The following is a 21,840-nucleotide window of genomic DNA, read 5'->3' as shown; positions in this document are numbered from 1 at the left end:
ATCGCCGCAGCATCACGCGGGCATGACACCTCGGCGGCCGGCATTGTTGCCATGCGATGTTGCCGGGGGTATCAGGCACCCACGAATATCGGCGAGCCGCTCCGGTGCTTTCCAGAAACGAACCGCAAGTTTACGCCCGCCGGCTGCGCGCGGTGCTGATCCGATCGATCCCGCTGCTCGAGGCCCGCGGTATCGCCGTCGTTATCCTGGCCGCTCTGGTCGGGGTGATGGCGGGCGCGCTGGTCACCGGCATGAGCGAACTGGTGCAGGTCCTGCACGGGCTTATGTTCGGGGTCCAGCCCGGCGGCCGGCTTTCGGCGATGTTTTCGCTGCAAAGGCCGGAGCAGGCGCTGATACCGGCGTGCGGCGGCATCCTGCTCGGGCTATCGGTGATCTGGCTGAGAAAGCGGAAGTTCCGCACACCGGTCGATCCGATCGAAGCCAACGCACTTTACGGCGGCCGCATGTCGCTGACCGATACGTTCATCATCGCCGGGCAGACGATGATTTCGAGCGGCTTCGGCGCTTCGGTCGGGCTCGAGGCCGGCTATACGCAGGTGGGTTCGGGCTTGGCGTCGCGGCTGGCGCGCTTGTTCAGGCTGCGCCGCAACGATGTCCGCATCCTCGTCGGCTGCGGTGCCGCCGGCGCGATCGCCGCCGCCTTCGACGCGCCGCTGACCGGCGCCTTCTACGGTTTCGAGCTGGTCATCGGCATCTACTCGGTCGCCAATGTCGCACCGGTGATGGCCGCCGCGATCTCGGCCTCGCTGACCGCCGAGGTGTTCGGCGGCGTGCCATTTCCGCTGGAGCTCGCCGGTCTGCCGCAGCTCACGGTCAGCCAGTATTTGCCGTTCATGCTGCTCGGGCTTCTGGGCGGCGGTGCTTCCATCGCCATCATGCATCTGGTGAGCCTGATCGAGCGCGTCTTTGCCAGGCTGTCGATCGACGCCTCGCTGCGCCCCGCCATCGGCGGCGTGATGGTCGGGCTGCTGGGGCTGGTCACGCCGCAGGTCCTGTCGAGCGGCCATGGCGCGCTGCACCGCGAATTCGCGATGAATTACGGGCTGGCCGTGGTGGCCAGCGTCTTCGTTCTGAAGCTGGCGGCCTCGGCGATCTCGCTCGGCTCCGGCTTCCGCGGCGGCCTGTTCTTTGCCTCGCTGTTCCTCGGCGCACTGCTCGGCAAGATGTTTGCCGGCGCGATGGCGTTCGTCTCGCCGGCGACCGGCATCGACCCGGCCGTCGCCGCCGTCGTCGGCATGACCTCGCTCGCCGTCGGCGTCGTCGGCGGCCCGCTGACGATGACCTTCCTGGCGCTGGAATCGACCCGCGACCTGACGCTGACCGGCGTGGTGCTGGCCGCCTCGCTCATGGCGGCGATCCTGGTGCGCGAAACGTTCGGCTATTCCTTCTCGACATGGCGCTTCCACCTGCGCGGCGAAACCATCCGCAGCGCGCATGACGTCGGCTGGATGCGCAGCCTGACTGTCGGCTCGATGATGCGAAAGGATGTCCGCACCATCGACGCCTCGACGACGCTTGCGGAATTCCGCAAGCAGGTGCCGCTCGGTGCCTCGCAGCGCGTCATCGCGGTCGACGCCGACCTGCATTATGTCGGCGTGCTGATCGTCGCCGAATTGCACAGCGATTTGTCGGATGACGAGATGCCGGTTAAGTCCTTCGCCAAATTCAGGGATGCGGTGCTGGTGCCGAGCATGAACGTGCAATCGGCGGCCGAGACCTTCCAGCGCGCCGGCGCCGAGGAATTGGCGGTGGTCGAGGATTTCACCGACCGCAAGGTGGTCGGTCTGCTGACCGAAGGCCATCTGATGCGGCGCTATGCCGAAGAACTCGACAAGGCGCGGCGCGATCTGTCGGGCGAAGGGTAGCCGAGAGGGGATGGCGATCCCGTTGCATTTAGCTGGACACCGCCGGCGAATGATCGCTACCATCGCGGTGGCTTTGAACCAGATTTCATCTGGAGCCAGATTCCGCCTGGAGATGGCGTGCTCGAAGAACCGAACAGAAATCCCGGATCCCATCGCTATGGGAAGCCGAGCTTGTGGTGGCCACCACCGTTGGGTTGATGGCCTGCGGGCCTGATCCAAGCTGAAAATCAAATTCTGTGTTCAGAGAGACATCATCATGAATACCCTGCTTTCCGTGGAGGCCCGGGAGACCGCGCTTGCCGTGACTTTCGTGTCGGGCGAAACAGTCTGCTATCCCTGGCTTTGGCTAAAGGACAATGCGCCATCGGCGTTTCACCCGCAGACCGAAGAACGAACTTTCGACCTGACCAGCGTAGACCCTTCGCTCAGACCCATCAGCGTGCGGGACAGGGGCAGCGCTGTGGGCATTGTCTGGCAGAACGACCAGGCTGAGGAGGAATTCCCGAGCCAGTTCTTTGAGTCCTACCGTCCCGGCAGAAAGCGGGACGATCCGGCCGACATCGCTCCGAAACTCTGGGACGCCTCGGTCGATCTTGAAACCATACCGCGTCACGCCGCCGGAGACATCTTGCAAAGCGATGACGATCTGCTCGCTTGGCTGAGGGCAACGGCTGCATACGGGCTCTCCATCGTCGATGGGCTTGACGATGATCCCGACGCGGGGCGGCGTGCGGCCGAGCGGATTGGTTTCCTGCGCCAGACAAATTTCGGCACGATGTTCGAAGTCGTGTCGATGCCGAACCCGAACAATCTGGCCTATACGCCGGTCGCCTTGCCGCTACACACCGATCTCGCCAACCAGGAGGTGCCGCCCGGCTACCAGTTCCTGCATTGTATCGCCAACGACGCTGAGGGTGGTGGATCGATCTTTGCCGACGGGTTTGCGGTCGTCGCCGCGCTACAGGCGGAAGATCCGGAAGCCTACCGCCTGTTGTGCGAGGTCGAGATCCCCTATCGTTTTCACGATGAAAACTACGATTTGCGGGGCAGGTTTCCCGTGATTGTAACTCGACACAACGGCGAAGTGTCGGAGTTGCGGTTCAACGCCCATCTTGTCGATGTCATCGACCTTCCCTCCGACCGATGCGCGCCCTTTTATGCGGCTTATCGCAAGCTGATGATGATGATCCGCGGGCCGCGTTTCCAAATAGCCTACCGCCTGAAGGCCGGCGAAATGGCGGTCTTCGATAATCGCCGGGTGTTACATGGCCGCCAATCGTTCAACCCGAACACGGGGCGGCGACATCTGCGCGGATGCTATGTCGATCGTGGTGAGTTCCAGAGCCGGATTCGCGTCCTGTCCCGATAGCGGCATGCACCGAAAGAGCATCGACTTGCCGAAGATCGCATTCGGCAGAGTTCGTTAGTAGGTCAGTCAAGACATAGCCCTTATTAGCCGGAGGCACTTTGGCGCAATCGGTGGTGCTGTCGTTCGCCAATTTGAATGAATCGCTGCTGGTGCCGAACGTGCAATCGGCGGCAGAGACCTTCCAGTGCGCCGGCGCCGAGGAATTGGCGGTGGTCGAGGATTTCACCGACCGCAAGGTCGTCGGCCTGCTGACCGAAGGCCATCTGATGCGGCGCTATGCCGAAGAACTCGACAAGGCGCGGCGCGATCTGTCGGGCGAGGGGTAGGGCGGGGGAGAGCCAACGTTTGGATACAAGCCCGACGTTGACCTTCGCACACCGAATCCTGAATGGCTGCTTTGCGCCTCATTTCGGTCATAGAGATCAGCTTCGCCGCGTCCTGAAAGCAGACATCGCAAGCGAGGACTCCGGAGGCCGCGGTTGTCGCGCAGATCGTGGCCGTTACGCGCCGCCGATTTTCTGGAGTGATAAGCCGCGCCCGACGCGGCGAATTCGTTACCCTACTCGGCGGCCGTCTCCGATGGCGCCTCTGCCGGCTCCGAAGGCTCGGCCTCGGCACGGGGCTTGCGCCGTGAAAACAGCGACCTGAGCGTGACGTAGAACACCGGCGTCAGGAACAGGCCGACGAAGGTGACGCCGAGCATGCCGGAGAACACCGCGGTGCCGAGCGACTGGCGCATTTCTGCGCCCGGGCCCGTTGCGATCACCAGCGGCACGACGCCGAGGATGAACGAGAAAGCGGTCATCAGGATCGGCCGCAGCCTGAGCCGGCAGGCTTCGACGGCAGCCTCGGCGGCCGACAGGCCGCGTTCCTGCGCCTGGCGCGCGAATTCGACGATCAGGATCGCGTTCTTGGCGGCAAGCCCGATCAGCACGATGAGGCCGATCTGCACGAGGATGTTGTTGTCCAGCCCTCGGAAAGACACGCCGAGCAACGCCGCGAGCACGCCGAGCGGCACCACCAGCACAATGGCGAACGGCAGCACCCAGCTTTCATATTGCGCCGCCAGCGCCAGGAACACGAACAGCACCGACAGTCCGAAGATATAGACAGCGGCATTGCCGGTGTTGCGCTCCTGATAGGCGAGCTCGGTCCATTCATAGGAGGTACCGGCCGGCAGCGTCTTTGCCGTGATCCCTTCCATCAATGCCAGCGCGTCGCCCGTGGAAACGCCGAGCGCGGCGTTGCCCTGCAGCGGCACCGAGACGTACATGTTGTAGCGCTGGACCAGCGCCGGGCCGGTGACGTCGCGGATCTCGATCAACGTGCCGAGCGGAACCAGCGCGCCGGTCGCCGAGCGCACCTTCAGTTTCAAGATGTCGGCGCGATCGAGGCGGAACGCCTGGTCGGCCTGCGCACGCACCTGGTAGACGCGCCCGAAAGCGTTGAAGTCGTTGACGTAGGCGGTGCCCAAATTGATCGACAGCGTCTCGAAGATGTTGGGGATCGGCACGTTCAGGATGCGCGCCTTGTCGCGATCGATCGCCAGGAAGAATTGCGGGCTCGACGCGGAGAACGTGGTGAACACGCCCGTCAGCCCCGGCGTCTTGTTGGCCTTGCCGGCGATTTCGTTGGCAAGCGCCAGGATCTGCCGCATGTCAGCGCTGTTGCGCTCCTGGATCTGCAGCTTGAAGCCGCCGGCATTGCCGACGCCGCGGATCGGCGGCGGCGGCAGTGCGATAATGAAGGCTTCCTTGATGCTTTGCAGGCTGCCGAACAGATTGCCGATGACCTGGGCCGCCGACTGGCCGGCTTTCAGTCGCTCGTCAAAGGGCTTGAACCTGGCGAAGATCACGCCCGCGTTGCTGGCGTTGGTGAAGGTCGCGCCGGAGAAGCCGGCGAAGGCGACTGCGTAGTCGACGCCTGGCGTTTTCTGGATGATCTGCGACGCCTGCTGGATGACCGCATCGGTCCTCGACAGCGAGGCGCCGTCCGGCAACTGGACGACGACGATAGCATAGCCCTGGTCGAGCGACGGAATGAAACCGCGCGGCACCGCCTGCACCATGTAGACCGTGGCGTAGATGAGGGCCGCGAAAACGGCCAGCATGGCGGCGATCGTTATCCACGAGCCGACCAGCACGCGGATGATGCTCGAATACCAGTGGGCGACCCTGTCGAAGCCGCGATTGAAGCCGTCGGCGAGCGCCCGTCCGAACCGCGCCAGGAAAAAGCGCGGCGGCGCCGCCGCGGCGTGGTGCGGCTTGAACAGCAGTGCGGCCAGCGCCGGCGAAAGCGTCAGCGAATTGAATGCCGAGATCGCCGTCGACACCGCGATGGTGATCGCAAACTGCAGGTAGAACTGCCCAGAAATGCCGGGGATGAAGGCTGTCGGTACGAACACGGCTATCAGCACCAGCGAGATCGCGATGACCGCCGTTCCGACTTCGTCCATGGTCAGGTGCGACGCCGGATTGGGCGCCAGCCCTCTGGCGATATTGCGCTCGACGTTCTCGACCACGACGATCGCATCGTCGACGACGATGCCGATCGCCAGAACGAGGCCGAACAGCGTCAGCATGTTGAGCGAGAAGCCGGCGGCGTAAAGCACCGCCAGCGTGCCGATCAGCGACACGGGGATCGCCACGATCGGCACGATCGCCATGCGCCACGATTGCAGGAAGACGATGATGACGATGATGACCAGCAGCATCGCCTCGAGGATTGTCTTATAGACCTCCTGGATCGACTCGGCGACGAACTCGGTCGGATTGTAGACGATGTCGTAGCTCAACCCCTTCGGGAAGTCGCGGGAAAGCTCCTTCATCTTGTCCTGGATCTCCGCGGCTGCGGCGAGCGCATTGGTGCCCGGCCGCTGGAAGATGGCGAGCGCCACCGCCGGTTTGCCGTTGAGATAGGAGTTGGTGACGTAATCCTTGGCGCCGAGCTCGATGCGCGCCACGTCCTGCAGCGAGATCAGGCGGCCGTCGTCGGTCGATTTGACGATCACGTATCGGAAGTCGCGTGCGTCGTTGAAGCGGCCTTGCGTGGTGACCGTGTACTGGAACGCCATGCCAGTGCTGGTCGGCGGCGCGCCGATCGAGCCACCCGACACCTGGACGTTTTGGTCGCGCAGCGCCTGCACCACATCGCCCGAGGTCATCCCCAGGGCGGACAGTTTTTCCGGATCGAGCCAGATGCGCAGCGAATATTCGCGTTCGCCGAAGATGATGAGGTCGCCGACGCCGTCGAGTCTGAGCAGTATGTCGCGCACCCGCGAGCGGGCGTAGTTCGAGACGTAGAGCTGGTCGTAGGTATTGTCGGGCGACAGCATGTGCACGACCATCATTAGGTCGGGCGAGCTCTTGGTGGTGGTGATGCCGAGGCGGCGGACTTCTTCGGGCAGGCGCGGCTCGGCGACCGACACGCGGTTCTGCACCAGCACCTGCGCCTGGTCGAGATCGGTGCCCAGCTTGAAGGTGATGGTCAGCGCCATCGCCCCGTCGCCCGACGAATAGGACGACATGTAGAGCATGCCCTCGACGCCGTTGATCTCCTGCTCGATCGGCGTTGCCACCGTCGCTGCAACCGTCTCGGCGTCGGCGCCCGGATACTGCGCGCGAACGACGATGGTCGGCGGCGCGATCTCGGGATATTGCGCGACCGGCAGCTGGGTATAAGCAATCCCGCCGAGGACCAGCAGGACGATCGAAACGACCGATGCGAAGATCGGACGGTCGACGAAGAAATGTGCGAACCTCATTGCTGCAACTCGGCGGTCTCGGCCTTGGGCGGCAACGTCACCATCTCGACCTTCACCTTGGTGCCGGGCCTGGCGTGCATCAGCCCGTTGACGATGATCGTCTCGTCGCCGGTCAGGCCCCCGCGGATCACCCGGTAGCCGTCGAGAAGCGGGCCGGTGCGCACGGGCTTCGCCGACACCATCCCGGCCTCATCCACCAGGAACACGATGCGGCGATCCTGATCGGCGCCGATCGCCTCGTCGGGCACCAGCACGCCGCTATGCGGCAGCGACCCCGGCACGTTAATGCGCCCGAACATGCCTGGCTGGAGAATGCCGTCGGCGTTGGGAAACCTTGCACGCACCCGCATGGTGCCGGTCGCGTTGTCGATCCGGTTCTCGGCGAAATCGAGCTTGCCTTTGAATACCGCCTCCGCGCGGTCGGCGACGCGAACCACCACCTCGAGCCCGCCGGCGCCTTCCTGCATGCTGCCGCCACGCTCCTTCGCGTCGCGGGCGTAGCTGAAATACAGGCGCTCATCGACGTCGAAATAGAAGTCGATCGGATCGCGCGTAACGATGGTCGTCAGCAAGGTGGTATCCGGCTGCACGAGGTTGCCGACCGACACCAGCCGGCGGTCGATGCGGCCGGACAAGGGCGCCTTGATATCGGTGAATTCCATGTTCAGGCTGGCCGTCGTCAGCGCAGCCGTCGCGCCCTGCATCTGCGCCTGCGCCGAAAGGTATTCCCGCCGGCGGTCGTCGACCGTCGCGGTTGAGATATTGCCGGTCTTGGCGAGTTCGTCGGCGCGATCCAGCTGCATCTTGGAGAATTCGAGCAGACTCTTGGCGACGTCCACTTGCGACTTGGCGGCATCATAAGCCGCCTGGTACGGACGCTGGTCGATGGTGAAGAGCAGGTCGCCCTTGTTGACCAGTGCGCCGTCCTGGAAGCTGACCTTGTCCAGATAGCCGCTGACGCGCGAACGGATGGCGACCTGGTCGACGGCTTCGAAGCGCCCGACGAACTCGTCGTCTTCGACGATTTCACGGACCACCGGCTTGGCCGCCGTCACCACGGGAAGCTGCTGGTCCTGCGCAAACGCAGTGCTGCTGAAAGCCATGCCGAGCAGGAATGCCGCCGACATGGCGGCGCGGGCAAGCCAGCCGGCCGATCGACGGGGTCGCCCGCCCGCGTCGCGATGCAATTGCCCATTCCCTGGGGTGTCCATTTGCGTCCTCGCTCGCTGGACCGGAGGTCGGTTGATCCGCTTCTACGCTCAGGCTTCTCGTCGAGATCAGAGCATTGCAGTGTTGTGCATGGCAACATGATCATTTTCCATGTGGGCTGAAATGTCCACCCTGTGGCGGCTGCCCCGGCGGACTGAAGCACCGCAGCATTTTCCACTTTGAGGCGAAATAATTCTCAACTATGGTTAGCCAGGCTTTATGCATGGGGGAATATTGCCGATGGTTTTGTCACGCAGGGGTGTCGTGCTTGGCGGCCTGGCGCTGGTCGCGGTGGGTGCAACCAGCAATATTGCTCAAGCCGCGGCGGCAAAATCCTTTTTCGCCGGCACCGCCAGCGACAACAATTTTGTCTATCGCAAGACCAACTTCGCCAAGATCGACAAGAGATGGCATCGCCAGATCGTCAAGTATTTCAGCAGCGAGCCGGTCGGCACCGTCGTGGTCGATACGCGCCACCACTTCCTCTATGTCATCATGGAAAACAAGACCGCCATCCGCTACGGCGTCGGCGTCGGCAAGGACGGCTTCAAATGGTACGGCCGCGCGACGATCGACCGCCGCGCACTGTGGCCGGAATGGGTCCCGCCCCCCGAAATGCGTAAGCGCAGGCCGGAGCTACCCCCCATGATCGCAGGCGGCGCGTCCAACAATCCGCTCGGGCCGCGCGCGCTCTATCTGCACCGCGACGGCGCCGACACCGGCTACCGCCTGCATGGCACGCTGGAGCCATGGAGCATCGGCACCGACGCTTCCAGCGGCTGCATCCGCATGTTCCCGGAAGACATCATCGACCTCTACCAGCGCTGTCCGATCGGCACCGCGGTGCAGGTCCTGCCGCACATCGCCGACCAGGCGCCCGCTTCCACCACTGTCGAATGATTGGCGCCTCATGAACCGCATGATTGAAAACACGCGCCGGCTGCTCGCCGCCGGCCTGCTGCTGCTGGCTGCATCCTGCTCGACCAGCAACACGCTGGCCCCTCCCACGCCCGACGTCACCAACACCGAGATTGCCGGCTTCCAGAACGTGCAGCCGGGCAGCGAGGAGGATTTTATCCTCAATGTCGGCCGCCGCACCTATTTCACGCAAGGTTCGGCCGCGCTCGATTCTGTCGCCAAGGCCACCCTCGACACCCAGATCGCCTGGTTAGCAAAGCATCCGCGCTGGCTGCTCAAGCTGCAGGGTTTCGCCGACGATCCCGGCGCAAGCGAAACGGCGCTGTCGCAGCAGCGCGCCGATGCGGTGATGGACTACCTCGCCGCCGGCGGCATAGACCGCAACCGCATGTGGGCCAAGGGCTACGGCAAGGACAGGCTCGTCCGCGAGTGCCCCGACACCGCCTGCAGGTCGCAGAACCGCCGCGTTGTGTCCAATTTGCGCGATGTGAGGGACGAGTCGTAGGGGGCTGCTGTTTTGCTTTTCGCCAAATCAGGGTCTCAAACCCGACGGCGGCATGGCTGCTTGGCGCCTCATCTCTGACATTGAGACCAGCGTCACTGTGCGCTCAGAACGGACCCTCGCGATCCAGAAGCGGAACTCGATGGACCAGCAAGCCGACGAGCAAGCGCGCCGAGCCGCAGACGCGCTCGGCCGAAATGCCTAGCACCTGGTCTGAGATCGGTTGGGTCCTAGCCAATTCTTGGCCATCGCCAGGGAGGGGCGGCGTCGACCAGGTGACGGTGCGTGAGGCCGACAAAAGGGCCGGGGTGTCGTCCAGAGCGCCGTTCCGGCATTTTCCGACCAAGAGGCGATGCGCCGGTTTCGGGCCGAGATCTCCGTCGAACTGGACAGAGCAGATCAGCTTGATCCGCTCTCGCGCTTTCGGGCGCTGGGCTATGTCGCTTGTTCGGCTCAACGAAGAAATCCGCGGTCTGATGGTCCAGATACTGGAAGACGCGCGCACTGCCGGGCGATTGCGGAAAACCAATATCGAAGGCATTCCCTTATAGGCACGCGCGATTGTCTATGGGCTTGCCCGAATGTGGGTCGATGGCCAGTTCGCCCAATGGGGCGGCATCGACAAGGCTGAATTGCTGATGAAGCAAAGTCTCTACGAAAATAAGCAGTCCAGCACCGCGCCGACCCATCCGTAAGTCATCCGTAAGTGCGCTCCCTCTACGTCCTGTTCTGAACCAGGCGACATGTCTGCGCCATACAGAGAGGGAAACGACTATGAGCACGCTCCTTGCACCAATTGTGATTGGCCCCGTATCGGTCTTGAGTACCTCGGTACGCATCGATGGGCCGCTTCCCGGGTCGAGCATTTCCCTGCTGGTAAATGGCGTACCTGTCCCTGCGGTAAATGCCGGCGCCACAACCACTACCTTCGTGCCGATCGCCGCAGGCTCCCTCAACCTGGGGGATGCGTTGACCGCACGCTGGACACTCGGCGCCGAAACCAGTGATCCAAGCCCGGTCCCGATAACCGTGCTCGGGCTTCCCTCGACGCTAAGCCCATTGGTGTATTTGAGCCAGGTGCACGAGTGCGTTGACTGGATGCTGATCGGCGCAGCCTATCCTGGCGCCACGGTCGAGATTTTCAACGGCGGCGCATTGATCGGCAGCGATACCGCACGCGGAAATGTCGTACCAGTGCGCATTCGCGGGGCGATCCAGGCCAACGATGTGCTTAGCGCGGTGCAGTCCGTTCAGACGCCTGCCGGACAGGTGAAGAGCAGTCCGACCCCGAGCTTGCCCGCCGAACAGACGCCGTATCGGGAAAATACCATGCCGGCACCGGCAATCGGCCCAGTTTCCGGGTGCGCGCAAGCAGTGCCCGTCAGGGGATTGGCTCAAGGGGCCACCACGAAGGTCCACTTCAATGGCGACGTGCTGGAATATCCTTTCGTTGGTGCCAACCTCCTGGCGCTGCTTGGCCGCACCGCGCACAATCCGGATGTCTTCAGCGCCACGCAGCACTTCGAGCGCTGCAATGCATCAAGTCCGTCATCTGCTCCTCCGGTGATCGTCGACGAAACCTTGCCGGTTCGAAAGCCCGTAATAGGGACCTCACAGTATTCCTGCCCGGCAGCCCGCGCTTTGCCTATCTCCAATCTCGAGCCCGGCGCGACATTGACGATCCAGCTTGTCGATCCGACTTCGGGTGCAGCTACCGTGCTCGGGAGGATCGGAGTCGGCGAGGATGTGAGTTCCGGCCAATACTGGATTCCCGACGTGTCGGCCTTGATCCCGGCATCGCCGCCGTTTCCATCGCTCGTCGTTATCCAGGAGCTATGCGGCAAGACAGCCACATCCGATAAGTTGCTGGTGGTAGGGTCTTATCAGGGCAGCGTATTTCCGCCGACCGTCATGGAGCCCCTATTGGAATGTGTAAGCGGCGCTTTCGTCAACAGCGTCGACAATGCGGTCGTGCGTTTGTACTCGGATGCGCCGGATTCTCCTGTGATCAGCAAGCCTCTGTTCAATTTTGGCGGCGCCGTCTGGGTCGAGACATTTCGGCCGTTGCGCGCCGGCGAGCACATTCACGCCGAGCTGGAGCTTACTTGTCAGCCCCCCGCGCTTCGGGTCGGGAGCCCGGTCAAAGTATCCGACCTGACCCCACTCAAGGCCCCGGATATTCAACAGCCCGTCCGGGTCTTCCAGCGGTTCATTTACTTGTCAGGCACAATTCCCGGCGCGCGCGTGCATGTATTCGTGAACGGGAAGTGGCGCGCCAGCGATACGCCAATTGGTTCGACGACGCTCTACTTCGCGATTTACGTGGGCGGGCTCAAGGTGGAAGACCAAATTACGGTGCTGCAGACATTGTGCACGAAGATGTCTCCGCTCACCAGGGTTCCCGTCAACGTTTTCCCCGGGAAAATGGTGCTCTCCGCGGCTCCCCCGTCCCTGACGGCGGGCCAGCCGGCGACGTTAATCATCAAAGCAGTCGATGCCGATGACAAGTTCAAATCGGTTGGAGGGACCGTATCGCAAGGGGGCGTGGTGGTCGGGGCCACCAACACAGCGTTCACCCTGTCTCCGCCGGCCGGCCAAGTATCGGTCAGCTTGCAGGTTGCAGCCGTTGGTTACAACACCGAGACCATCAGTATTCCCCTTACAGCGCCACCGGTCGTCAAGCCGGCGATGCTGACCATAGCGACAGGTCTCTGGTTCAACGCCTCCAAGAAAGAAATCACTGAAATCACGTGGCACCTGCAGGGGCCATCCGGCAGCTTTTCAAAGACCGAAAAGCCGAACGCAGAGCCGGCGTTGGTTCAGTTCGCGTTGCCCAAGCCAGCCGGCGGCGGGTTCACGCCGTTCACTCTCAGCTGCGAGGTCACATTCCAGTTCCAGGATTTCAATTTCATCTCGGGCGTATCCGGTACGGGGTCGAGTAACTTTATCGAGGGAGGCCTCATAAAGCCGTCTCCATCGACCGTGGAGATGCATTGGAGCGGTACCGACCTGACGATCAACTTCCTGGTAAAGTGGATACAGCAGGGCGATTATTTCGTCATAGAGCTCATGTAGTCGAACCACCGGCGGAAGGGGCGTTAGGTTGACTGGGGCGGTTCATCGTTTCACGGAAACGGCGAACCGCTCTATCTCTTTGTTTTGCGCAATTGCGGACGGAAACCGTTTCACACTTTTCCTGGAATTGCGCTAATGCTCGATCGGTCCCTTCGGCATGACGAGCGCCGTGCCGGCAGTCGTCGGCCGCTCGATCATGCGGCGGACGCGCGGCGGCTCATTGCCGCTGTGCGCCATCACGGCGGCGGATGCGGCCGCGGTCGGCCATGGTGGCGAGGAATTCCGTCACGTCCTCGTTGCGGATGACATATTCGATCATGATGGCGATGGGGCCGTTGCGCGGCTTGAGGTCGAGCCCAAATTATCCCCCAGCCAACCTCGGCAGCAGGAAAATCTCAGCCCCTTCCGGCAGTTCCTTCGACCAGGTGTCGCGGTAGATCACCCCATCGATGGCGACGGCGATGCCGCGATCGACGTAGGGCTCGAGGCCGGGATATTGTTCAGCCAGTTTCCTGAACAGCTCCCGAATATCCTTCGCCTCGATCTCGACCTTGCTCTTGCCTCCGGCGATCGCGGCGAGCGATCCCCAGAGCGTTACTTCGACCATCAGCCTTCCCGTTCTGCCTCGAGCGCCGCCAGGATGCGCGGCGGCGACATCGGGATGTGCGTCATGCGCACTCCGACCGCGTTCGACACCGCATTGGCGATCGCCGCCAGCGGCGGCACGATCGAGGTCTCGCCGACACCGCGCACCCCGTAGGGATGGTTAGGGTTGGGGATCTCGAGGATCTGTGTGTCGATCATCGGCAGGTCCGAGCAGACCGGGATCCGGTAGTCGAGGAAGCCGGGGTTCTGCAACCGCCCGTCCTTGCCGTAGATATACTCCTCGTTGAGCGCCCAGCCGATGCCTTGCGCGGCACCCCCCTGATACTGCCCCTCGACATAGGTCGGATGCACCGCCTTGCCGGCGTCCTGAACGACGGTGTAGCGCAGCACCCTGGTGGAGCCGGTCTCGGGATCCACCTCGATATCGCAGATATGGGTGGCGAAGGAGACGCCGGCGCCGTCGGCGACGAGCTCACTGTGGCCTGCGATGGGTCCGCCCGTCTTTCCGGAAGCGGCCGCGATCTCCTTCAGCGACAGCGGCGAAAGGTTGCCGTGCGTGGCGCCTTTGGCAATGGCGCGGCCCTCTTCCCAGACCACATCGTCGACGGGTATGTCCCACATCTGCGCGGCACGCTGCCTGAGGACCTTGATAGCGTTGCGGGCGGCCGAGATCGTCGCCATGGAGGAGGAGAACGTGCCGCGGCTGCCGTCCGTCATGTCGTTGTAGCCGAGGCTGGAGGTATCGGCGACCACCGCCTTGACCTGCTCATAAGGGATACCGAGCTCCTCCGCCGCCACCAGCGACAGCGAGGCGCGCGAACCACCCACGTCCACGGTTCCGACGGCGAGCGAGACCGAACCGTCCATGCCGATGTTGAGGTCCGTGCAGGTCTGGCCACCGAAATTGAACCAGAAGCCGCAGGCCATTCCGCGGCCCTGATTCTTGCCGAGCGGCGCCTTCATGTGCGGGTGGTTCTTCACCGCCTCCAGCGTCGGCCCGATGCCGATCGGGCCGTATACCGGGCCGTAGGATGATCTGGTGCCTTCCTGCGCCGCGTTCCTGATCCGGAACTCGACGGGGTCCATTCCGATCTCCTTGGCCAGTTCGTCGACCGCGCTTTCCACCGCAAACGCCGCCATCGGCGCCGACGGCGCGCGATAGGCCGCGGTCTTGGGCCGGTTGACCAGCACTTCGTAGCCGACGGTCTTGACGTTTTCGAGCCTGTAGCAGGCAAAGGCGGTCATGGCGCCGATTTCGGCCCACATGCCGGCATAGGGGCCGCAGCTATAGCGCAGCGTCGCCTCGGCCGCCGTGATCGTGCCGTCCTTGCGGGCGCCGATCCTGACATCGATCGAGGTGGCGCTGGTCGGGCCGGAAGCGCGGAACACCTCGTCGCGCGTCATGACCAGCTTGACCGGCCGGCCGGCCTTGCGCGACAGCGCCAGCGCCACCGGCTCGGCCCAGACATGGGTCTTGCCGCCGAAACCGCCGCCGATCTCCGAGGAGGTGACGCGCAGCTTCGAGGCTTCCATGCCAAGCAGCTGGGCGCAGTGCTGGCGGTAAACAAAATGGCCTTGCGTACAGACCCAAAGATCGGCGGTGCCGTCGGAACTGACATTGGCGACGCAGGCATGCGGCTCGATGTAACCCTGGTGCGTCTGCTCGGTCTTGAAGGAGCGTTCGACGACGAAATCGGCCTGGCCGAAACCCTGGTGGATGTCGCCATGGCCATACTGGGTGCGCTTGGTGACATTGGAAGGCTTGACGGGCTTCTCCTCGAGGCCCTCGGTGAAGATCGCGTCGTTGACCAGGGGTGCGGAGTGCTTCATCGCCTCGTCGACGTCGGTGACATGCGGCAGCACCTCGTAGTCGACCTCGATCAGCTTCAGTGCCTGCCTCGCCGTGCGGGCATCGACCGCAGCGACCGCGGCCACGGCATGGCCGTCATAGAGCGCTTTCTTGCGCGCCATGCAGTTGTCGAGGATGTCGTACATGGCGGCATCGCCGTCAGTCAGGTCGGGCAGGTCGGCCGCGGTGATCACCGCCTTGACGCCGGCGAGCTTCTCCGCCTTCGACGTGTCGATCTTCCTGATCGTGGCATGCGCATGAGGGCTTCTGAGAATGCGCCCGACCAGTTGCCCGGCCATGTTGAAGTCGGCGCCATAGCGTGCGCGGCCCGTCACCTTGTCGACGCCGTCGGGACGGATGGGACGCGTGCCGACAGAGGTGAAATTGCGTCCGGAGTAACGCGGATCGAAATTCATCGTCATGCTCCCTTCATCACGCTGGCGGCGTCCTGAACGGCACGCACGATCTTGTCATAGCCGGTGCAGCGGCAGAGGTTCCCGGCAAGGCCGAAGCGGATTTCCTCCTCGGTCGGATCGGGGTTCTTGGCCAAAAGGTCCTTGGCCGCCATGAGGAAGCCCGGCGTGCAGACGCCGCATTGAAGTGCGGCGTGTTCCAGGAATTTCTGCTGCAGCGGATGCAGCCTGTCGCCATGCGCCATGCCCTCGATGGTCTCGACGTGCCGGCCCTCGGCTTCCGCGCCGAGCACCAGGCACGAGCACACCAGCCGATTGTCGAGGATGATGCTGCAGGCGCCGCAGTCGCCGGTGCCGCAGCCTTCCTTGGCGCCCGTCAGCCCCAGGCGATCGCGCAGGACGTCGAGCAGCGTCTCGTCCGGCTGGCAAAGGAACTCGACATTGTCGCCGTTGATTGTCGTTGATACTGCCACACCAGCCATCATTTGCCTCCTGCGCGTGCATAGGCGGTCGTGGCGGCCCGCTTGGCCAGCACACCCGCAACTTTCCGTCTGAATTCGATAGTGCCCCGCTTGTCGTCGATCGGGCGGCAGGCGCCCGAGCAGACCTTGGCGAGCCTTTCCAGCGTGGCTTCGTCCAGCTTGGAGCCGATGAGAACCTCGGCGGCCTCCTCGACCAGAACCACCGTCGGCGCCACGGCGCCCAGCGCCAGACGGGCGGATTTGACGCGACCTTGCTCATCGAGCGTCATGTTCACGCCGGCGCTTACCACCGCGATGTCCATCTCGGTGCGCGGAATGAAACGCAGATAGGCATCGCCCGAACGCGGCAGACGTTTGTGGAGCAGGATTGCCTCGATGATCTCGCCCTTGGCCAGCGACGTCTTGCCCGGCCCGGTCGGCACCGCCTCCACGGCAATCGTGCGCCTGGTTCCCGGGCCGACGACCACCGCCTGGGCGCCAGCGGCCACCAGCGCCGGCACGCTGTCGGCGGCCGGCGAGGCGTTGCACAGATTGCCGACGATGGTGCAGCGTCCCTGCACCTGCTTGGAACCGATCAGCTTGGCCGCTTCGACAACGCCGGGCCATGCCTTCTGCAGGGCCGTGTTCTCGCCCAGCACAGCGCAGGGCACCGCCGCGCCGATGCTGAAGCCCTCGGCTGTTTCCCTGATCTCGCCAAGCCCGTCGATCGCCTTGATGTCGACGATCAGGTCGGGTTCGATGAAGCCGCCTTTCATTCTCACCAGAAGGTCGCTGCCCCCGGCGAGAATGGCGGCCGTACCGCCTGATCCGGCCAACTGGCCAACGGCATCTTCGATTGAAAGCGGACGTATGTAGCGCATCGTCTCCCCTTAGTGGTCATAGTCACATCCACTGATATAAACCGTCTCTCCGCAATGGCCATCCCGTTCGTGCATTCGCGGATTGGGCCAGGCGCCGCAATTTCATTTGCTCGACCAACTGGACGCGCCGCCGCCATTAATGCTCGATCGGCCCCTTCGGCATCACCAGCGCCGTGCCTGCTGTCGTCGGGCGCTCGATCATGCGACGGACGCGGGGTGGCTCGTTGCCGCTGTGCAGCGCCCTTATACGCTCACCGATGACGGCGTCGGCGTAGGTGGCGCGCCTGTTGTGGCGGATATATTCGACCCAGGTCGGCGTGTGGTAGTGCTCGATCCATATCGACGGATTTTCGAGATCGCGCGCCAACGTCCAGTTGCGGGCGCCGTCACGCCGGCGAACGCGGCCGCGCTCGGCCATGGTGGCGAGGAATTCCGGCACGTCCTCGTTACGGATGACATATTCGATCATGATGGCGATGGGGCCGCTGCGCGGCTTCAGATCAAGCGCCAGATGCGGCTCCTGAAAACGGTTGAGCGGGTCGAGGTTGAGCACCGCCTGCTGCGGCAGCGGCAGCAGCAGGCCGATGGCGCCTCCCGCCAGCATGGCGACGCTGGCCGCCATCAGGGCGGCCTCGGCGCCATGGGCGTCGGCAACGACACCCCAGACCCAGCTGCCGAGCGCGATGCCGCCGAAGGTCGCGGTCTGGTAGACCGAAAGCACGCGGCCGACCACCCAGCGCGGCGTCGACATCTGCACGGTGACGTTGAAGTGCGACAGCGCAGTCACCCAGCAGGCGCCGCCGACCAGCAGGCCGAGCGACGTCTGCCAGGCATGATTGCTGACGGCGGCGTTGAAGGCGCAGACGGCGAAGCCGGCAAAAGCCATGCGCACCATGGTTTCGCTGGACAGCAGCTGCCGCAGCCTGACGCTGGTCAGCGCGCCGCCGACGGCACCGATGCCGAAGGCGCCGAGCATGATGCCGTAGCTCAAGGCATCGCCCTTGACGACGTCACGCGCCACCAGCGGCAGCAATGCCAGGACCGCGCCGGCGCTGAAGCCGAAGGCCGAGCTTCTGACCAGCACCTTGCCGATATTGGGCGACATGGCGACGTAGCGCAGGCCGGCGCCCATCGCGGCGCCCAGCGTCTCGCGCGGCAAGGTCGATGCCGGCAGTTCCGGCTTCCAGCGGGCCAGCACGACGATGAGGCCGATATAGCTCAGCGTGTTGACGGCAAAGGCCGCGGCGGCGCCTGCGGCGGCAACGATGATGCCGCCGATCGCCGGGCCGACGCTGCGCGTCAGGTTGAAGCCCATCGAGTTGAGCGCGATCGCCGCCGGCACCTTGGTGCGAGGCACCATGTCGCCGACCGAAGCCTGCCAGGACGGGCTGTTGAGCGCGGTGCCGCTGTCGATCAGGAAGGTGAAGGCAAGCAGCGTCCACGGCGTCATCAGGTCGAGATAGGTGAAGACGGTCAGAAGAGCCGAGACGACGAGCATGAAGATCTGCGCGACCAGCATGATTTTGCGCCGGTTGAAGCTGTCGGCGACGGCGCCGGCCAGCAATGCGAAGAGCATGATCGGCAAGGTGGTCGAGGCCTGGACCAATGCGACCTGGTAGGACGAGGTGGCGATCGTCGTCATCATCCAGGCGGCGCCGACGCCCTGGATCAGGCCGCCGAAATTGGAAACAAGGCTGGCGGACCACACCGCCCGGAAGATGCCGTGCCGGAACGGCGCCAGCGCCGAGGCGCTTTCGCTTTCCGGTGTGTCGTCGTTCATAAATGCTTTCCCGGGCTCAAATGCGTTTGTTCTTCCGATGAATCGGCCCCTCAAGCCAAGGATTCAAAAAATAGAACATCATTTCGCAAAGGGCGAACGCATTCTGGAAAAACATCATGGTCCAACAACAAGATAGCGGACCGTCAGCGCGTGCCGCTGCAGGCGAGGCGGTCGGTCAGGCCGGCGGCACCGCTTGCCACGCGCTGCCATGTGATTGCAGGCACCGGCGGTTCTAGCGGTCCTCGAAACCGGTCAGCACGCCGACGGCGTTGATGCCGATCTCCTCGACGGCGTAGCCGCCTTCCATGACGAACAGCGTCGGCAGGCCGAGCCTGGCGATGCGGCGGCCGATCCTGGGATAGTCGGGGGTCTTCAGCTTGAACTGGCTGATCGGATCCTTCTCGAAAGTGTCGACGCCGAGTGAAACCACGACGACGTCAGGAGCATAAGCCGAAAGCCTCGTGCAAGCGTCCTCGAGCGAGGCGTTCCACACGTCCCAGCCGGTGCCGAAGGGCATCGGATAATTGTCGTTGAAGCCTTCGCCGTCGCCCTCGCCGCGTTCGTCGGCATGGCCGAGGAAGAAGGGATATTCGGTCATCGGATCGCCATGCAGGTTCAGCACCTGAACGTCGCCGCGGCGGTAGAAGATCTCCTGGGTACCGTTGCCGTGGTGATAGTCGACGTCGAGGATCGAAACGCGCGCAGCGCCATGGTCGCGGAACCATTGCGCGGCGACGGCGGCGTTGTTGATGAAGCAATAGCCGCCCATGAAGGCCGCCCCGGCATGGTGCCCCGGCGGGCGGCAGAGCGCAAAGGCGGAAGGCTCACCGGCCTTGACCAGTGCGGCGGCGGTCAGCGCGACGTCATAGGACGACTTGATCGCGTCCCATGTGCCTTTGACGAACGTCGCGCCGCCGTCGAAGGAGTAGAAGCCGAGCAGCGCATCGATGCCGTTCGGGCGCACGTCGCCGCGCAGGCCGCGCGTCGGCCAGGTGAAGGGAATGGCCGAACCGCTGCGGCCCGACGCTTCCCAGAGCGGCCACACGGTCGGCAGGAAATCGATGTAGTCGCTGGCATGCACCTTCTTGGCGGCGGCAAGGTCGTGGATTTCCGGCGGCAGGATCGGACCGAGCTTCTCGCTCTCCACCCGCGCCCTGACGAACTCGGCGCGCGAAGGCTTTTCAAAAGCCGGCACGATGGCGCCGGCGATCAGTTCGACGTTGCCGGAATGGCCGGCATGAAGAGGCGAAAAAACAGTCTTCATGAAATTGTTCCGTGGTGAGACGCGGCGACCCTAACCGTCCTGCACTGCCTTTCACAAGGCGCTGGGCCAACCAGCCATGGCTTGCTGGCACGGTAGCCGGTCGTCTAGCCTGCCGGCAGCGCAACCGAACCGCGGGTAATCATGAGTTCAAATGCCGACCTAATCGTCACCAATGCCCGTGTGCTGACCATGGACGAAGGCAATCCGACGGCCGAGGCGGTGGCGGTAAAGGACGGCAACATCCTGGCGGTTGGCGATCGTCGGACGATCGAGGCGCTGAAAGGGCCGGCCACGAAGATTATCGATGCGCAAGGCGGTTCGGTGGTGCCGGGCTTCATCGAAGCGCATATGCATCTTTTCGGCGGCGCGGCCGAGCTCGATAATCTGCACCTTCAGGGCGTGCATGGCTTCGATGCGCTGAGCGACGCGATCCGCGCCTATGCGGCAGCACGGCCGAACGCCAAATTGCTGCTTGGGGCCGGCGTCGACTACACCATCCTTTCGAAGGAAGAGCCGGTCACCCGCCATCATCTCGATCGCATCATCGCCGACCGGCCGTTCGCGATGTCGGCTTCCGATCACCACACGATGTGGGCCAACACCAAGGCGCTTGAGCTGGCTGGCATCCTGCACGGCAAGCAACTCGGCCCCGGCAATGAGATCGTCATGGGCGCCGACGGGCTCGCGGCGGGCGAATTGCGCGAGGGCGAGGCGTTCGGGCCGATCCTCGAGCTTTCCGGGCAGAACCGCGTGCGGCTCGGCATTGCGACAGGCGGAGAGCCCGAGCCGTACCCTTCCGCCGCCGAAGTCGCGGCAGATCGTAACCTGATGCATCGCGGGCTGGAATGGTGCGCCCGCCACGGCATCACCTCGATCCAGAACATGGACGGCAATCTTTACCAGCTCGAGCTGCTAGCCGGGCTGGAACAGGAAGGGCGGCTGCTCTGCCGCACCAAGATACCCTTTCATTTCAAGAACTTCATGACGCTCGACAGGCTGGAAAAGGCATCGAGCATGGCCAACTCCTACCAATCGGAATGGCTGTCGTCCGGCATGGTCAAGATGTTTTACGACGGCGTGCTGGAAGGCTGGACCGCGGTCATGGTCGACGACTATGCCGACCGGCCGGGCTGGCGCGGTGAGCCGCTGTTTACGCCGGAGCATCTCGCCGAGGTGGCGGTGGAGGCCGACCGGCGCGGGCTGCAGGTCGCCGTGCATTCGATCGGCGACGGCGCGGTGCGCGCGGTCCTCGATGGTTACGAGGCGGCGCAGCGGAAGAACGGCAAACGCGACAGCCGGCACCGGGTCGAGCACATCGAGGTCACCACTGCCGCCGACGTGCCGCGCTTCGCCGAACTCGGCGTCATCGCCTCGATGCAGCCGCCGCACCCGCCCGGCGCCATGGACTTCCCGCTGGAGCCGACGCTTTCACGCATCGGCCGCGAAAGATGGCCGCTGAGCTATGCCTGGCGGACGCTGAAGCAGGCGGGCGCGCATATCGTCTTCGCTTCCGACTGGCCGGTGTCGCGGATCGAGCCGATCCTGGGCATTCAGGCGGCGATGCTGCGCAAACCTTGGGCAGACGGCGTTCCCGACCAGAGCTTCTCGCTGTTGGAAGCGCTTGCGGGCTATACAGTCGAAGGCGCTTATGCCGAATTCATGGAGCACCGCAAGGGCCGGCTGAAAACCGGCTATCTGGCCGATCTGGTGGTGCTGTCCGCTGATATCGAGGCAGCTGAACCGGGTTTGTTACACAAGGTGCATCCGGTGACTACCATCTGCGGCGGCAAGATCACTTATCAGGTTTGATGATGGCACTGACGATGGCACGGGGCTTGCGTTGTGAACCGAGATTCAGACGCAT

15 protein-coding genes and 1 pseudogene are annotated in these 21,840 nt (G+C 63.8%); 7 read left to right on the top strand and 9 right to left on the bottom strand.

Features of this window, described 5'->3' with window-relative positions; all coding sequences use genetic code 11:
- Positions 1-104: 104 nt before the first annotated feature.
- The 3 genes and pseudogenes from NKJ40_RS09290 to NKJ40_RS09280 all read left to right on the top strand — a co-directional run.
- Complete coding sequence (locus NKJ40_RS09290; protein WP_352465822.1) at positions 105-1,886, top strand: chloride channel protein; 1,782 nt, start codon at positions 105-107, stop codon at positions 1,884-1,886.
- A gap of 256 nt (positions 1,887-2,142) precedes the next feature.
- The gene (locus NKJ40_RS09285; protein WP_352465821.1) at positions 2,143-3,255 is read left to right on the top strand and encodes a TauD/TfdA family dioxygenase; all 1,113 of its coding nucleotides are present in this window, start codon (positions 2,143-2,145) and stop codon (positions 3,253-3,255) included.
- Positions 3,256-3,398: 143 nt separating this feature from the next.
- Positions 3,399-3,581 (top strand): annotated as a pseudogene (locus tag NKJ40_RS09280) (chloride channel protein); the annotation flags it as partial.
- 233 nt (positions 3,582-3,814) lie between these two features.
- Here the strand turns inward: NKJ40_RS09280 and NKJ40_RS09275 are convergent.
- Both NKJ40_RS09275 and NKJ40_RS09270 read right to left on the bottom strand, forming a co-directional pair.
- Positions 3,815-7,018: an efflux RND transporter permease subunit gene (locus NKJ40_RS09275; RefSeq protein WP_352465820.1), complete on the bottom strand. Its 3,204-nt coding sequence runs from the start codon at positions 7,016-7,018 to the stop codon at positions 3,815-3,817.
- On the bottom strand, positions 7,015-8,145 hold the full coding sequence (locus tag NKJ40_RS09270; protein WP_352465953.1) for an efflux RND transporter periplasmic adaptor subunit: 1,131 nt from the start codon (positions 8,143-8,145) through the stop codon (positions 7,015-7,017). Before NKJ40_RS09270 ends, NKJ40_RS09275 begins: the two co-directional genes overlap by 4 nt.
- 322 nt (positions 8,146-8,467) lie before the next feature.
- On the opposite strand from NKJ40_RS09270, the gene NKJ40_RS09265 reads away from it, so the two are divergent.
- From NKJ40_RS09265 to NKJ40_RS09255, 3 genes are all read left to right on the top strand, one after another.
- A complete protein-coding gene (locus NKJ40_RS09265) occupies positions 8,468-9,127 on the top strand; it encodes a L,D-transpeptidase (RefSeq protein ID WP_352465819.1) in 660 nt (219 codons plus the stop codon).
- Positions 9,128-9,137: 10 nt separating this feature from the next.
- Complete coding sequence (locus tag NKJ40_RS09260; RefSeq protein ID WP_352465818.1) at positions 9,138-9,650, top strand: OmpA family protein; 513 nt, start codon at positions 9,138-9,140, stop codon at positions 9,648-9,650.
- A gap of 771 nt (positions 9,651-10,421) precedes the next feature.
- Positions 10,422-12,722, top strand: coding sequence for a hypothetical protein (locus NKJ40_RS09255; RefSeq protein ID WP_352465817.1), 2,301 nt, complete (start codon positions 10,422-10,424; stop codon positions 12,720-12,722).
- Positions 12,723-12,939: 217 nt separating this feature from the next.
- Here NKJ40_RS09255 and NKJ40_RS09250 read toward each other — a convergent pair whose 3' ends face one another.
- The 7 genes from NKJ40_RS09250 to NKJ40_RS09220 form a co-directional block, all read right to left on the bottom strand.
- On the bottom strand, positions 12,940-13,041 hold the full coding sequence (locus tag NKJ40_RS09250) for a hypothetical protein (RefSeq protein WP_352465816.1): 102 nt from the start codon (positions 13,039-13,041) through the stop codon (positions 12,940-12,942).
- Positions 13,042-13,083: 42 nt separating this feature from the next.
- A complete protein-coding gene (locus tag NKJ40_RS09245) occupies positions 13,084-13,329 on the bottom strand; it encodes a MoaD/ThiS family protein (protein ID WP_352465815.1) in 246 nt (81 codons plus the stop codon).
- Positions 13,329-15,593, bottom strand: coding sequence for a xanthine dehydrogenase family protein molybdopterin-binding subunit (locus NKJ40_RS09240; protein ID WP_352465952.1), 2,265 nt, complete (start codon positions 15,591-15,593; stop codon positions 13,329-13,331). The genes NKJ40_RS09245 and NKJ40_RS09240 overlap by 1 nt, the downstream gene beginning before the upstream one ends.
- A gap of 2 nt (positions 15,594-15,595) precedes the next feature.
- Positions 15,596-16,072: a (2Fe-2S)-binding protein gene (locus tag NKJ40_RS09235; protein ID WP_352465814.1), complete on the bottom strand. Its 477-nt coding sequence runs from the start codon at positions 16,070-16,072 to the stop codon at positions 15,596-15,598.
- Positions 16,072-16,932 carry an FAD binding domain-containing protein gene (locus tag NKJ40_RS09230; protein ID WP_352465813.1) on the bottom strand — a complete coding sequence of 287 codons (861 nt, stop codon included), beginning with the start codon at positions 16,930-16,932 and terminating at the stop codon, positions 16,072-16,074. Before NKJ40_RS09230 ends, NKJ40_RS09235 begins: the two co-directional genes overlap by 1 nt.
- A gap of 136 nt (positions 16,933-17,068) precedes the next feature.
- Complete coding sequence (locus tag NKJ40_RS09225; protein WP_352465812.1) at positions 17,069-18,712, bottom strand: MFS transporter; 1,644 nt, start codon at positions 18,710-18,712, stop codon at positions 17,069-17,071.
- A gap of 232 nt (positions 18,713-18,944) precedes the next feature.
- Positions 18,945-19,976: a histone deacetylase family protein gene (locus NKJ40_RS09220; protein WP_352465811.1), complete on the bottom strand. Its 1,032-nt coding sequence runs from the start codon at positions 19,974-19,976 to the stop codon at positions 18,945-18,947.
- Between the two features lie 141 nt (positions 19,977-20,117).
- Here NKJ40_RS09220 and NKJ40_RS09215 point away from each other — a divergent pair, with 141 nt between their 5' ends.
- Entirely contained in the window at positions 20,118-21,785 is a 1,668-nt protein-coding gene (locus NKJ40_RS09215; RefSeq protein ID WP_352465810.1) for an amidohydrolase, read from the top strand.
- The last annotated feature ends 55 nt before the right edge of the window (positions 21,786-21,840 follow it).

It is taken from the genome of Mesorhizobium sp. M0119, from assembly GCF_040322615.1.
Classification (GTDB): Bacteria; Pseudomonadota; Alphaproteobacteria; order Rhizobiales; family Rhizobiaceae; genus Mesorhizobium.
Note: the sequence above shows the minus strand (reverse complement) of the source record. Positions and strands in the feature narration are given on the sequence as shown.